Source organism: Pseudomonas sp. ML96 (assembly GCF_000761545.1).
Classification (GTDB): Bacteria; Pseudomonadota; Gammaproteobacteria; order Pseudomonadales; family Pseudomonadaceae; genus Aquipseudomonas.
Window position 1 is genome coordinate 1 of the sequence record NZ_JPMY01000006.1, and the last position, 13,838, is coordinate 13,838.

The 13,838-nt window shown below is 57.1% G+C and carries 8 protein-coding genes and 2 pseudogenes; 5 read left to right on the forward strand and 5 right to left on the reverse strand.

Annotation, left to right across the window (positions count from 1 at the left end):
• Positions 1-361 (forward strand): annotated as a pseudogene (locus IP89_RS03970) (methyl-accepting chemotaxis protein); the annotation flags it as partial.
• A gap of 46 nt (positions 362-407) precedes the next feature.
• Here the strand turns inward: IP89_RS03970 and IP89_RS03975 are convergent.
• A complete protein-coding gene (locus tag IP89_RS03975; protein WP_043307904.1) occupies positions 408-2,384 on the reverse strand; it encodes a choline BCCT transporter BetT in 1,977 nt (658 codons plus the stop codon).
• Positions 2,385-2,497: 113 nt separating this feature from the next.
• A pseudogene (locus IP89_RS03980) lies at positions 2,498-3,769 on the reverse strand (YifB family Mg chelatase-like AAA ATPase); the annotation flags it as partial.
• A gap of 132 nt (positions 3,770-3,901) precedes the next feature.
• Here IP89_RS03980 and IP89_RS03985 point away from each other — a divergent pair.
• The 4 genes from IP89_RS03985 to IP89_RS22680 are packed head-to-tail and all read left to right on the forward strand — an operon-like array spanning position 3,902 to position 8,649.
• Complete coding sequence (locus IP89_RS03985; protein ID WP_177326839.1) at positions 3,902-4,612, forward strand: TnsA endonuclease N-terminal domain-containing protein; 711 nt, start codon at positions 3,902-3,904, stop codon at positions 4,610-4,612.
• Complete coding sequence (locus IP89_RS03990) at positions 4,609-6,561, forward strand: DNA-binding domain-containing protein (protein ID WP_043307905.1); 1,953 nt, start codon at positions 4,609-4,611, stop codon at positions 6,559-6,561. The genes IP89_RS03985 and IP89_RS03990 overlap by 4 nt, the downstream gene beginning before the upstream one ends.
• A gap of 2 nt (positions 6,562-6,563) precedes the next feature.
• A complete protein-coding gene (locus tag IP89_RS22675) occupies positions 6,564-7,457 on the forward strand; it encodes a TniB family NTP-binding protein (RefSeq protein ID WP_052080948.1) in 894 nt (297 codons plus the stop codon).
• Entirely contained in the window at positions 7,420-8,649 is a 1,230-nt protein-coding gene (locus IP89_RS22680; RefSeq protein ID WP_081963178.1) for a TniQ family protein, read from the forward strand. The genes IP89_RS22675 and IP89_RS22680 overlap by 38 nt, the downstream gene beginning before the upstream one ends.
• Before the next feature lie 48 nt (positions 8,650-8,697).
• On the opposite strand, the gene IP89_RS04005 is transcribed toward IP89_RS22680, so the two are convergent.
• The 3 genes from IP89_RS04005 to IP89_RS22885 form a co-directional block, all read right to left on the reverse strand.
• The gene (locus tag IP89_RS04005; protein WP_043307907.1) at positions 8,698-9,987 is read right to left on the reverse strand and encodes an RES domain-containing protein; all 1,290 of its coding nucleotides are present in this window, start codon (positions 9,985-9,987) and stop codon (positions 8,698-8,700) included.
• A 251-nt stretch (positions 9,988-10,238) separates the two neighbouring features.
• A complete protein-coding gene (locus tag IP89_RS22880; RefSeq protein WP_081963162.1) occupies positions 10,239-11,480 on the reverse strand; it encodes an MBL fold metallo-hydrolase in 1,242 nt (413 codons plus the stop codon).
• A gap of 732 nt (positions 11,481-12,212) precedes the next feature.
• Positions 12,213-13,718 (reverse strand): HNH endonuclease signature motif containing protein, encoded by a 1,506-nt coding sequence (locus IP89_RS22885; protein ID WP_081963163.1) that lies wholly within the window; start codon positions 13,716-13,718, stop codon positions 12,213-12,215.
• Positions 13,719-13,838: the final 120 nt, after the last annotated feature.

Genomic DNA, 13,838 nt, shown 5'->3' on the forward strand with positions numbered 1-13,838 from the left:
CGAGGCGACCACCGAGATCTCCAGCATGATCGGCAGCATCCAGGAGGAAACCGCCAGCGCCATCCGTACCATGGAGCAGGGTCAGGCGCTGATGCAGGAAGGCCTGGCGCGCAACGTCAAGGTCGCCGCGGCGCTGGCGCAGATCGCCGAGCAGACCAACGAGGCCGGCGAACAGTTTGCCGCCATCACCACCGCCACCCAGGAACAGAGCAGCACCGCCACGCTGCTCAGCAGCAACCTGCAGAGCATCGCCCTGGCCAACAGCGAGCAGCGCGAGGTGGTGGCCAACCTGGCCGAGACCGCGCGCGAGATGGATCGCCTGGCCGCCGAGCTGCAGCGCGAGGTCAGCCGCTTCCAGTAACTCCATGCGCCATGAAAAAGCCCGGCCAGTGCCGGGCTTTTTTGTTTCAGCGCACCACGTGGAGGAAGTGCATGTGCTTCTCGTACTGGTCTAGCACGTCGCCGATCAGGTCGTCACGGCTCCAGCCCATCACGTCGTAGTCCTGGCCGCCTTCCTTCAAGTGCACCTCGGCGCGGAAGTACTTGCGCTCGTCGCGGCCGTCCTCCTGGCTGCCGACCAGGGCGAAGCTGGGCATCACGTAGGCCCGCGGGCGGATCAGGTAGATGAACTCGGGCGACTCCGGTGCGCCGAGCACCAGGCTGACGCGGCCGTCCTCACCATCTTCTATCTGCACCAGGCAGCCCTGCTTGCGCAGCTCCTCGGCCACCGCGTCCAGCGCCGGCCGGGCGACCTCGGCGAGGAAGCGCACCACGTGGGCGCGACGCGGGAACATCATCAGGTTGCGCAGGCGCCGCTGCCAGCCGCCGGCATGGCGTGGCGCCGGGCGCGAGGTGTTCAGCGCCTGGTAGCGGATGCCGCGCTTGGTGGCGTCGAGCTTGAGCGCCTTGAACAGGCCCCAGATGGCGCACATCAGCGCCAGGGTGAAGGGCAGGGCGCTGACGATGGTGGCGGTCTGCAGGGCCTTGAGGCCGTCGGCCAGGAGCAGGGCGATGGCCACCAGGCCCATGGAGGCGCTCCAGAAGATGCGCTGCCAGATCGGCGTGTTGGCGGCGCCGCCGGAGGCGAGCATGTCCACCACCATGGCGCCGGAGTCGGCCGAGGTGACGAAGAACACCACCACCATGATGATGGCCAGCACCGACAGCACCGAGGCGAAGGGGAAGTGCTCGAGGAAGGCGAACAGCGCCAGCGCCGAGTCGGCGTTCACCGCCGTGGCCAGGCCCTGCACCTTGTCGATCAGGATCATGTGGATGGCGGTATCGCCGAACACGGTCATCCACAGCAGGGTGAAGGCGGTCGGCACCAGCATCACCCCGGTGACGAACTCGCGCACCGTGCGCCCGCGCGAGATGCGCGCGATGAACAGGCCGACGAAGGGCGACCAGGCCAGCCACCAGCCCCAGTAGAACAGGGTCCAGCCGCCGATCCAGTCGTTCGGTTGGTAGGCGTAGAGGTTGAAGGTCTTGTTCACCAGGTCGGAGAGGTAGCCGCCGGTGTTCTGCACGAAGGTCTGCAAGATGAACACGGTCGGCCCCAGCACCAGGACCATCAGCAACAGCAGCACCGCCAGGCCCAGGTTGAGCTCGGACAGGCGGCGGATGCCGACGTCCAGGCCGCTGACTACCGAGAGCGTGGCCAGAGTGGTGGTGGCCAGGATCAGCACGATCTGCACCGGCACGTTGATCGGCACGCCGAACAGGTGGTTGAGGCCGCTGTTGATCTGGGTGACGCCGACGCCCAGCGAGGTGGCGACGCCGAGCACGGTGCCGAGGATGGCGAAGATGTCGACGGCGTGGCCAATGGGGCCGTGCACGCGCTCGCCGATCAACGGGTAGAGCGCCGAGCGCAGGGTCAGCGGCAGGCCGTGGCGGAAACTGAAGTAGGCGAGGATCAGCGCGACTATGGCGTAGATCGCCCAGGCATGCAGGCCCCAGTGGAAGAAGGTGATCTTCATCGCCTCGCGGGCGGCGTCCACGGTGCCGCCGACACCCACCGGCGGGTTGATGAAGTGCATCACCGGTTCGGCGACGCCGAAGAACATCAGGCCGATGCCCATACCGGCGGAAAACAGCATGGCGAACCAGGTGGTGCGGCTGTAGTCGGGCTCGCTGTGGTCGGGGCCGAGCTTGAGGTCGCCGTAGCGGCTGACGGCGAGGAATACCACCGCGATGAGGATCAGGGCGACGGCGAGGACATAGACCCAGCTGAGGTTGCCGATGATCCAGCCCTGCAGGTGGTTGAACAGGGCCTGGGTCTGCTCCTGGAGCAGCACGCTGAACAGGACTAGGGTGACGAGGAGGGTGGCGGAGCCGAAGAATACCGGCGGGTTGATGGTGGATTGCGAAGACTTATTTGCCTCCATTGAGCTAGCTCTCCTTGTGATCGGATGGGCCGCCAAGGGCGGGAGGCGGCGCATTCTAGCACAGGTTGATAGCTGAAATCTCTGGATGTATTGTTGCTGATAGATTTGTGCGCTTAATGCGCGGCGCTGGGCCGGTACTGCAGAGCTTCGGCCAGGTGCTGGCGCTGGATATCGGCGAGCCCCTCCAGGTCGGCCAGGGTGCGCGCCACCTTGAGCAGGCGGTGGGTGGCGCGCAGCGACAGGCGCAGGCGTTCGGCGGCCTGTTCCAGCCAGCGCTGGTCCTCGGCTCGCAAGGCGCAATGCTGGCGCAGCTGATCGAGGCCGAGGGCGGCATTGGCGCAGCCCTGGCGTTGCCGCTGGCGCTCACGGGCCGCGGCCACGCGAGCGGCGACTCGGGCGCTGCTGTTGTCGGCGTCGGGCGCGGCATTGAGGCTGGTGCTCTCGCGGGCGACGGTCAGGTGCAGGTCGATGCGGTCGAGCAGCGGGCCGGACAGCTTGTTGCGATAACGCTGTATCTGCTCCGGGGTGCAGCGGCACTGGCCGCTAGGGTCGCCCAGATAGCCGCAGGGGCAGGGGTTCATCGCTGCCACCAACTGGAAGCGGGCGGGGAAGCGCACCTTGTCACGGGCTCGGGCGATGACGATCTGCCCGCTCTCCAGTGGCTCGCGCAGTACCTCCAGCACCTTGCGGTCGAACTCCGGCAATTCGTCGAGAAAAAGCACGCCCTGGTGCGCCAGACTGATCTCGCCGGGTTGCGGACGACTGCCACCGCCGACCAGTGCCGGGCCAGACGCAGAGTGGTGCGGCTGGCGAAAAGGGCGCTGTGGCCAGGCGTTGAGCGGTGTGTGGCTGGCCACCGAGTGAATTGCCGCCACCTCCAGTGCTTCCTCCTCGCTCAGTGGCGGCAACAGGCCGGGCAGGCGGCTGGCCAGCAATGTCTTGCCGGTGCCGGGTGGCCCGCTGAGCAGCAGGTTGTGGCTGCCACTGGCGGCGATCAGCAGGGCGCGCTTGGCGGCCTGTTGGCCCTGCACCTCGGCCAGGTCGGGATAGGCCAGGGCGTCCTGGCGCAGGCCATTGGCCTGGTAGGGCTGGAGCGGCGTGTGGCCGTTGAGGTGGGCGGTGATCTGCAGCAGGTGGTCGGCGGCCAGTACGGTCAGGCCTGAGGCCAGGCAGGCTTCTTCGGCATTGGCGCTGGGCACCAGCAGGGTGCGTCCGGCAGCGCGGGCGGCCAGGGCGGCGGGCAAGACGCCCTGCACGGCGCGCAACTCGCCAGACAATGCCAGCTCGCCCAGGCATTCCAGTTCTGCCAGGGCGGTGCTTGGCACCTGGCCGTTGGCGGCGAGGATGCCGAGGGCGATGGCCAGGTCGAAGCGCCCACCGTCTTTAGTATTAAGGAAAATGCTATATGATAAAAAGACCACTTCGCGTGAGAAAAATGCGCCGTGCGCCCTCATATCAAAGGCGTGTCCACCTACCAGTTCCCCCAGCATCTAGACGAGATGATGGAGGGGCTGCACATGGCTGTCCGTAAGATCGGCCCTAGCTCCTACACCAATACCGGCTACATCCCGAACTCCAAGGGGGTGCGGGTACAGCGCACCGAGTCGATGTTGGAACAGCAGTTCCTTTCGCTGCTCGATTACGACAATCGCGTTCGGGGCTACCAGGCCCAACCGTTCAAAATTCGTTGGAGAGGTCCGACTGGGCGTTGGCGTGAGTTCACTCCGGATGTGATCGTCTCTTACACGGCAGACGCTCAAGTTGAAGAGCCTTGGCTCAAGCCCACCGTCTATGAGGTGAAAACTCGAAGAGAGCTGGAAGCGAAGTGGGTCGAGCTACGGCCTAAATTCCAGGCAGCTGTGAAGTGGGCTAGAGACTACGGCTGTCGTTTCAAGATCATCACCGACACCGAGATTCGTACGCCTTATCTGGTCAACGTCGAACACTTCATGCATTACCGCAGCTTCCGTTTGGGGGAACACCCAGATGCAGGTCGGATGCAGCGATTACTTCTCGAAGCGCTCTATGAAGGGAAAAAAGGTACCTCTAGGGAGGTGCTCACCTACATCACGAGCGACAAGATGGAGCAGGCTAGGCTGACCCCCTGGTTGTGGAATCTGGTGACCTTGGAGCTTGTAGGTGCGGACCTGACCCAACCGTTCAACATGAGCTCGCCGATCTGGATCACTGATCGTGGGGTGATTACGCTCGGAGTAATGCAGCAATGAGCACGTCGACCATTCACGTTGGGCCAGGTGCGATCCTGACGTTCGAAGAGCAGCTAGTTTGTGTGCTGCGGTTTGTCTCCACCACAGCAGTTGAAGTTTCGGTTGTCGAAACCGGCAAGAAAAAGACGATTCTGATTGCCGACATCAGCCGTTCGATGGGGAAGCGGGCAGAATTAAGTGCAGTTGAGCTTAATGAGGTCGATCCAGACGCATGGGAGGAAGCTGCCCATAAGTTTCACTGGCTAGAGCCCCTGATGTTCAGGCGGCGATCAGTTGCAGAAATTGGAGCGGTCGCTGAAGAGTTGCTTACCTCTCAACCAACTGTTTATCGCTGGCTGAACAAGCTGGAAGAGAGTCGTAACATTCGTTGCCTGCTGCGCCGCCGCCGTGGTGATGCAGGGACAAAGCGCCTGAGCACAGAAGTCGAGGCGGCGATCCAGCAGGTCATCAAGGAAAAGTATCTCAAGGCTGAAAAGCCCAGCCCAACTGCTGCCTACAGAGAACTGGAGGATAAATGCCGGGAGCTCGGACTGCAGTGCCCAGCTAAAGGGACATTCTTAAGTCGCCTGAACGAAATCCCCCCTTTTGATCGTGAGCTAGCGCGCAACGGGGAGAATGCCGCCTCGAAGTACCGGGCCAATGGCGGATCCTTGCCTGGTGTAAATGGACTCTATTCGCTCTGGCAAATTGACCATACCTGGGTGGATATAGAGCTCGTTGATTCTGTTGACCGAGTCGCTATCGGTCGTCCATGGATCACGGTTGTGATCGATACGTTCACGCGCATGGTGGTCGGTTGGTACATCTCATTTGACCCGCCGGGAACCATTGCAACAGGGCTTGCGATAACTAACGCGATACTGCCGAAAGACAACTGGATGCGAGATCTGGGGGTCAATTACGACTGGCCCTGTCAGGGTAAGCCGCGAGTCATCCATTCCGACAACGCGAAAGAGTTTCAAGGACGGGCGCTAGAGGCGGCGTCTCAGGAGCATGGGTTCGAATTTCGGTTCCGGAAGAAAAAGAAACCTCAGTACGGGGCTTACATTGAGCGCTATCTAGGCACTCTGAACACGAGAATCCACGAGATCAGCGGAACAACCTTCCAGAACGTGGGTGCTAAGGCCGAGTATGACTCTGCAGGCAACGCAGTGCTTACCTTGGAGAATTTCGAAAAATGGCTGGCCCACCTGATTTTAGGTGAGTACCACGTAGAGATTCATTCGGGCTTGAAGGGCAAGAGTGAAGGCCTAAAGAGTCCGTACGCAGAGGAGCCCCGAACTCCTCTACAACGCTTTTATGAGGGACTTTTTGGAACTGACGATTTCCCAGGAACCGGGGTTCTTCCCATCTCTGGGAACCCCGAGCAGTTGTATTTGGATTTCCTTCCAATCGTCAATCGAACCATCCAAACCTATGGGGTCCGCTGGGAGTGCATCGACTACTACGAGCCCGTCGTGGAAAGGTGGATTGGTTCGAAGTCGAAAACGAACAGCAACGAAGGCCGTGAGTTCGTTTTCAGATACGACCCCAGGAACATCAGTAAGCTCTATTTCTGGGAGCCTGATCTGAAGCAGTACTTTGAGATCGGCTACCGCAACATGAGCCGGCCTCCCATCAGCTTCTGGGAGCTGAAGGCCATACGCCGCTTTATCGATAACCGTGGGATAACTGTAGTGGATGAGGACACCATCTTCCGATCCCGCGAGGAACGACGTGCCATCGTCCACGATGCGACAAACCTGACTCGTGGTGCGGCCAGAGAGCGTGAGCGCGAGCGCGCCCACCGTAAGGTGGGGGCTAAGAAGTCAGCAGGCCCAGCGCAAGTAACGCTCCCGGAAACTCTGGCCGAGGAAAGCAAAACGCCCTCCAAGGGGCCGAATCGAGCCTCACCCGGCAAAATCGACCTGCAAAATCTTCCTGATTTTGAAGAGTTCGAAGAGGCCTAATCATGGTTGCGAAGATCATGCGCGAGCCCGTCTCACCCGAGGCGGCACAGCGCATCTTCGAGTTGAGGAAGGAAGTCTGGGTTGGCTATGAAGCCGCGCTAGAGGTGCGCTATCACCTTGAGCAGTTGATGATCCATCCTGACTCAAACCGAATGCCTTGCATGGCGCTGCTTGGCAGAAGTCAGAACGGCAAGTCCAGCATCCTGCAGAACTTCCTGAAGCGTAATCCGCCGGTGTCTGATCCCAATGCAGAGAAGGCATTGCTGCCTGTTCTGCTGATCGACATGCCTGCAGCTCCGATTGAGGGCCGGCTGTATTACCGGATCCTGAGCAAGTTCAATGTGGCTGGCTCTGCTCGTGAATCTGATGAGTCGATGCTCCACAGGATCTGCATCCTCCTGAGCCATCTGGAAACGAAGATGGTGATCATCGACGAGGCCTTCAACCTTAACGGTGGCTCGCATACCCAGCATCAGCGGATGCTCAACGCTATCAGGGGGATCTGCACGACACTGCGGGTGCCGGTCGTAATATCGGGAGTGCCTCAGATCGAACCGATCCTGGCCAGGGATGAGTCGATTGGGAACCGCTTCCGGCCGGTCTATCTCCCGGAATGGACCGACAAACGCCTCGAGGAATATGCCCGTTTCATCAAGACCATCCTGAAGCATTTCAAGCTGGCGAACCCCTCCAATCTGATGGACGAGAAGGCCTTGCTGCAACTCATTCATCTCAGCAAGGGCTTGCTAGGCGAGAGCGTGAAAATCCTTACGGTGCTGGCAGAGATGGCCATTCGCAGTGGCGACGAAATCATCGAGCCCAAGCACATCGACAAGAAGTATCTAGACGCGGCCGGCTATGTACCGCCTGCGACGGGGCGTTCTAAGCACTTTTGATCCTCGAAATCCTCTCCTGGCCTATCGCAGCCGGCCCCGAGAGGATGAGTCACTGTTGTCCTGGATGACTCGGCTTGCGCGAGGCAATGCGGTGAAGCTGCAATGTCTGGCGACGGACATCCTCGGGTTCAGCCCCCAGCTCCTCGCTCATGATTTGGATCGTTTGCCTGACGAGGAGCTGCTGGGACGGCTTGTGAAGCGTGTGGGGTGCACCTATGAGCAGGCCTACTCGACGGGGATGTGGGCATACCAGGGGCTGCTGTGGTTCGAGACACCCAAGGCGCGAGGTCCCGTCGACTGGCTGATGCCGATGGGGCGATCACCTCATGATCGCCGTCGGATCTCCTCGTACACAACTCAGATGTGTTGTGCTTGCCTGGCCAGCGACCCTATCCCCTATTTCCGACGTTACTGGCGACTGGCGCTTGCAGTGGTTTGCCCAGTCCATGGCATCTATCTGCGCGATTGCTGCCCTTGGTGCCACGGACCGATCGAGTTCCACACGACTGACTTCGGATGCCGGCTGCTCCCTTCGGTTGAGCCGATGATGCATTGCGGGAAGTGTGGGCACGACTGGTGTCACGAATCTTGGGATGAGCTTTCTGCACCAGAGAACCTTGTTTGGTTTCAGCGGCAGTTGTGCCAGCTGCTGGTCGACGGCTGGAGTGCGGAGCTACCTGGTGCTGGGATTCTGTCGCCGGCGTTCTTCTGCGGTTTGAAGTGCCTCCTGCAGCGGCTGAATCAGCCCGGCCGATGTCGGCGTTTGAGGGAGTATTTCGCTCTACGAGATGCAGAGCTTCTCTTCGACCCCTGCGAACATGCTTTGCAGCGCTTCGAATGCCTACGATTGGGCGATCGCGCTCGCTTGATGGGCATGGCGCAGGATCTGCTGATGAGCTGGCCTAACCAGTTCGGAGACATAGCGCGAGCCAGTCGGGTATCAAGCTCCTACTTCACCGACTATCGGCATCTGATGCCTTACTGGCTGCATGTAGCTATTCGGAACGAGCTATTCGATCAGGACTATGCGCCGTCGCAGCAGGAGCGTTCAGCTGCGAAGGACTATTTGTTGCGGCATGGTGGTACTGGCAGCGCAGACGAGGTGAATGGTCTCCTAGGCGTTGCATCTGTTAACCACAGGGTTGCTCAACGAAAACGATGGAACCCAAGGGGGCCAGGAGCTCGTGAGTAAAAGGGGATTTCTAGCCTCCGTAATCAAGAGTTTCCTATTCCACCTCACTTATTTGTCATCTAGGCCCAAGCGTCTGCGGGTCAAGTCGCTCATGTATAGCTCGTAGATTTTGGCGTACTCCTTGGCCTTCGTTTCAATGGCAGTAATCTTGTGGAATCGGATGGAGTCGGGAGCAACGATCAGGCTGGCCTGAGGGCCATGCGGGGGCTTGATAGGTGCAGCTTGGGGGGCTGGCCCGTCTGCTAGGTCATGCTTTTCCGGAGGTAGGTAGGCGAGGCGGCTCGATTCAGGGAAGAGAACTATGTTGGTTCCCGTCTCTCCTGTCTGGACCGATGGGAACACCAAGCCTTGCACAGACTTGCCGAAACGCAGCCTCAAGTACTCGAATACCACCTGCGTGGATAGATAGCTCAGCTCATCGTTTCTGCCCTTCGGGCGTGACATTTTTTTCACCAACGACCCAAGAAAGACTTTCCGGTGCAGCGACTCACGGCATCCCTTGTCCAGCAATGTAAGTGCAGGAGGCTCCACCTGATCCATTACAGTGAGATCCAGAAGTTTCACCTCGCTGACAGGTGTCAGGGCGACACTGACTACGTGATCGCCAGTAATGGAGCGGATTTCGCTAAGGCAGGTCTCTCGATCCAATGAGCAGTACAGGGCAGAAATACCATTTGGGGTCATTCGCTGACTGCTGGCCAGGTGTTTTGGGGTGGGCCCGAATTCGCTGGCAGGATTTCGAATTATCTCTTCAGCCTGTTTCTGGCTCTGTGCATGCCTGGCCCTGTAGAGCATTTCGCCATGTGTGACCGTGCGTAGCACTTCCGGCTTTAACTCACCCTCCTCGGTCAATAGCACCGAAAAGACTGAGTCCAGGAATTTGTCTGCACCTGCATTGAAGTAGCGGTGCTTGTATTGGACATCGTCAACGAACTTTTGCCAGCGATACTCGTAAACGTTTTGCTCCAAGCTTCCGTCATCGCCATAAAAGTGCGTTTCGTTCCCCTCGTTGTCCTTCCGGAACTCGGCTGGGACACCCTTGCAGAGATCATCAAAGTAAGGTTCATTTTCAAGCTCGAACCACTCCATGAGTACGATATCGATCTCCGAAACGGCAATGAAGTCTGAGCCGCAGTCGTAGAGCATGCAGAGCTCGTAGTTCGACAGATCGTCCTTGCCAGCAACGTTTTCGGCGACGCGCTCGTAGACGTAATTGAACAGCTGCGCTGACTCCACAGCATAGCCATGGCGGCCGCAGTATTTGCAGTCACCCTCTTTCCCGTGTGTGTCGAACAGTTTCTTGAGCGGATTCGGTGTCACGCAATCGATGCAGATCATAGGTTCTTCCCGGACCTTGGTATTCGTATCTGCCACAAGAGGCGGGTCGATCAACTCGTCGACGTTTCGACGCCTATCCTACACAGCGGCTCTCTTCGGTTTAGCCCACATCCCCTGACTGGTGCTTAGCGATCGTTATGGTGACCACTGGCTGCCAGCGCAAGCTTGTAGTCTGTTGTAGCGGCAGTTAATCGAGTACTCACGATCAGAGCGCCTTCTACTCAAACGGGCAGGTAGCTAGTGGGTAGGCCTCAGCAGTTGCAAAAGTGGCCATGGGTACGGATATGAGTTTCTGGGTATCGCCACCAGTAACCACTTTCAAAATGGATCAGTGCGGCCTGCAGCGGCTTTCCCCGACGGGGACAGTGAGTACATATTCGAAATGCAGGACTGAGTTGCCGATAGGTCGGTCCTGGGTGTCTTGGGGTACCACCGGAGCGCACCCAAAGCTCCACGTCCACTGTGTCAGCAAGGTGCTTATATGCTGAGAAATTACTCTCTGAGCCATGATGGGGGGCGGTTGCAATCACACGACGTGATGCATCCTCAGGCCACTGCAACCAACTCGAAGAGTAGTTAACGCCACTTCCCAGCGGCGAGTCGCCAGTGAACACGAAGCTTGGTAAGTCCCAATTCTCACTGGGAGACAGGAACACCAGGCACTCCTCATTTATCGGAGTAAGGCGCACCAAAAATGACAGTCCAGCCGGAGGCGGCGGGCTAGCAAGCTCAACTGCGTTAAGAGGAATTAGCAAGTCTTTATACCCACCGGCTGCTTGGCGAGTTTTCTCAAACTCCCCAAAATCAAACCAACGCACCGGGACCCTGTGATGTGCCGCTTGCACTGCAATCCGACGAATTCGCTCTGCAGTGTCGATCAGGCCTAGCCAGAAAGTAGCAACTACTTCGCGGGTCTTCCGCTTAGCACCCCAATGCCTAACTCGACTGCGACCACTTTGGAATGCTTTTGCAGCTTGTCCCGCAGACTTTACGCCGAATGGCAGTTCAATCACCCGCGGTTCAAGCTCCTCCCTATCTGGAGCCGACGGGGAGGGCTTATCACGCTCTATTTCACCATTTTTGGCTCTGTACTCCCTTCTTGTGTCGCTGACGTACGAGTGCATCAGCTCCTCGAACTCTGTAGGGGCGCCCTCAAATACGGGGGGGAGTACTAGTTTTTCCATGGAATTGACCAAATCGCCCACAACCTCCGCTGGGGTTGTTAGTAGTTCTGTTAGCGACTCAGCCCATGCTCCCGGCAGCCAGAACTCACCTACCGAAATGCCCGTGCGATCCAACAGATCAACAAGCCCACCTGCATGGTCATAGTCCGCGTGAGTGCAGACCACAATATCCAGATGATCCACGTTGTGCTCAGCCAGCGCTTTTGCAAGACGAACACTGCTCTTACCACCATCGACAAGAATGTCATGCTCCGAACGACGCAGTAAAAACGCGTCACCAGCAACCGGTAGCGCCACGAAATACGACATTTATTCCACCCAAAATCTTGAAAGTGCTTACTCGTGATGCTGCAAAGCTACTTCTGTCAGATAGCGCCCCACCAGCAGAGTCAGTATCCAGAGTTACTTTATGGCACCGCTTAGCCACCCTGTGGCGGAGCCGGCATCCTTCAAGGCAGACTCCTACCTCTCTCTAAACCATCAGGGGAAACACTCCAGGACGGCTAGAGCGGATGGTGCGCTTCCCGCTGAATCGCCGCGTGCAGATTTTTTTGCACATTTATCTGCATATTTTTTGTCTGCATCTGGACCAGATTTTACGCGGCTCTTGGCTGTGTCCAATGCCTGATAAAGGCGGATGTTTTGCAGATTTTTTTTGCAGATTTTCTATTGGATTTTCAGCATCCAGGCGGCGGTTTCGTAGCTGCCAGCCGCTGAAGGCTGCTATCGGCCAAAGCTGCCTGTTCCCTGGGCTACCCCGCATCGTTAGACAGTCTCGGCCTATGCTTTGGCCGTCTTCCGCCGGCTAGTGATGGGCAGAAACCAGCCCAAAGCGGATGGTTTCGAAGTGGCGCGAGCAGGCCTTCCTGGATGCCTATAGGCATCTACGAAACTAGGGCGACTCAAGATTCAATAGGGGTAACTACTATATATCACCCGGATCATTGATCGGAATTTGATCTAAGGATCCCTGCCCACCCGCAGAGCGGCGAGCTCTTGCTTTTAATATAACCCTTGCTATAACTAAAAGTCACACCGAGCTTAATAGCTGTACTTTACTATATAGTATTTCAATAATTCCCCTTCGTTATTGCAGTAGCTACATTCCCTGTAGCTATTCTTGCTTTTACCTTTGCATTTTGGACACACTTCTAGCTTATACAAGGACAAATCAAGATCATCTGCTTGCCCGGACGACATATAGCGTTCGCCACCACAGGCTATACAGTCCTCGCCATAAAGAGTGCCTTTACCTTTGCATGCAGGACATTTCACCTCAGCGTAAAGCGACGGATCAAAGTCCTGAGCGTACTTGCGAAGAACTTGTCTCTCTCCATGACAGTATGGACAATCGCCTCCATTGTGTCTCCCACTGCCCTCGCATAGAGGGCAGTCGTCATGCTCGTAGTCCGACATATCGATACTTTCTGCGTATCTGCGCAGGACTTTCTTATCACCGTCGCATATTCGGCAAAAGTCACCATGAAAACGTCCATTTCCATAGCACACAGGGCAGTCAACAAGATCATACTGGCTGTAATCAACGCGCTCTTCGTACCTGCGCTCTAGCTCTCCCTCTCCACCACAAACCCCACATTCGTCAAAGTGATAACGGCCCTTGCCTTCGCAAAGGCCACATTGGACTAAATCAAACTCTCTGAGATCAACATCAATGTCTTCGTCAATCGTGCCTTCACCATTGCACACAGGGCAGTCATAACTATTAACAGATCCTCTTTGAGCGCAAAGCGGACAACGCACCAAGCCACTTTCTTGTAAAAATTCGTTTTCGAATGACGCAACTTTCGAAAGAGTCGATGTGGTGGTAGAGTCTTTCCTAAGGCGTTCGGCAGAGAGCTCATGAATTATTTTGTCCAGAACAGGTTTAACCTTCTGGGTTTCAGAGCTTTTTGTTAGAGCCGGGACTATTTGAAGCGCTTCTTCCGCTAGCTGTTCAAATCTTTCATGCGCTGGAGAGAAAGGCTGTGAAAGTCTAGTTTTTAGCTCGCCGCAAATTCTCAATACGGACGCGAGCTGCTGGGTTGCTTCAGATTGAGTAGTCCAAAACAACCGCCTGAATGTTATTAAATAGCCTTTGATCCTCAATATATCTTGATTGTCCGCCCCCTTGGGGCCCAGATGACCATTATCAAATTTTGTATGATGGTTGGAGCAAAGCCATATCAGGTTGTGCGGATGGTTGCATTTGGATTTGTGGCTCGGCTCAATATGAGCCGCCTCACATGAGTCACCATTCTGCAGGCAAAGAGCACACTGAAGCCGAGCCTCTTGTTTGAGATCTTCTCTAATTCCTTTGGGAATATAGGGACGATTTGACTTGGGGGGCGTAGGCCAGGGGGACTTCAGCCAAGCGTTATAGTTTTCAAGTTCATTTTTATCGAATAAAAGTAATTCCCCAACTTTCGAGCACTGAAGCTTTCTCGTGTCGCCTGTTTTAACTGAGTTTTTAGTGAAGTATTCGAGTAGAGTTGGAGATAGCTCAAGAAAAACAGCTGCTTCATAAAGATCTAGGGGTTTGGTGTCCATTCCGATTTAGCCGTTAGAAAGGAGGAAGCTTCACGTAAGGGCTTCAGCCTATGCTCAACGGCGGCGGCTCAGCAGTCCCACGTAACCAGAAATTCTTTCAGAGCCCTTTATACACGACTA

What these genes read in the sequence shown, in the direction of transcription:
- IP89_RS03975 (WP_043307904.1), bottom strand. Translation starts at nt 2,384, where the DNA reads ATGGAGGCAAATAAGTCTTCGCAATCCACCATCAACCCGCCGGTATTC.
- IP89_RS03985 (WP_177326839.1), top strand. Translation starts at nt 3,902, where the DNA reads ATGGCTGTCCGTAAGATCGGCCCTAGCTCCTACACCAATACCGGCTAC.
- IP89_RS03990 (WP_043307905.1), top strand. Translation starts at nt 4,609, where the DNA reads ATGAGCACGTCGACCATTCACGTTGGGCCAGGTGCGATCCTGACGTTC.
- IP89_RS22675 (WP_052080948.1), top strand. Translation starts at nt 6,564, where the DNA reads ATGGTTGCGAAGATCATGCGCGAGCCCGTCTCACCCGAGGCGGCACAG.
- IP89_RS22680 (WP_081963178.1), top strand. Translation starts at nt 7,420, where the DNA reads ATGTACCGCCTGCGACGGGGCGTTCTAAGCACTTTTGATCCTCGAAAT.
- IP89_RS04005 (WP_043307907.1), bottom strand. Translation starts at nt 9,987, where the DNA reads ATGATCTGCATCGATTGCGTGACACCGAATCCGCTCAAGAAACTGTTC.
- IP89_RS22880 (WP_081963162.1), bottom strand. Translation starts at nt 11,480, where the DNA reads ATGTCGTATTTCGTGGCGCTACCGGTTGCTGGTGACGCGTTTTTACTG.
- IP89_RS22885 (WP_081963163.1), bottom strand. Translation starts at nt 13,718, where the DNA reads ATGGACACCAAACCCCTAGATCTTTATGAAGCAGCTGTTTTTCTTGAG.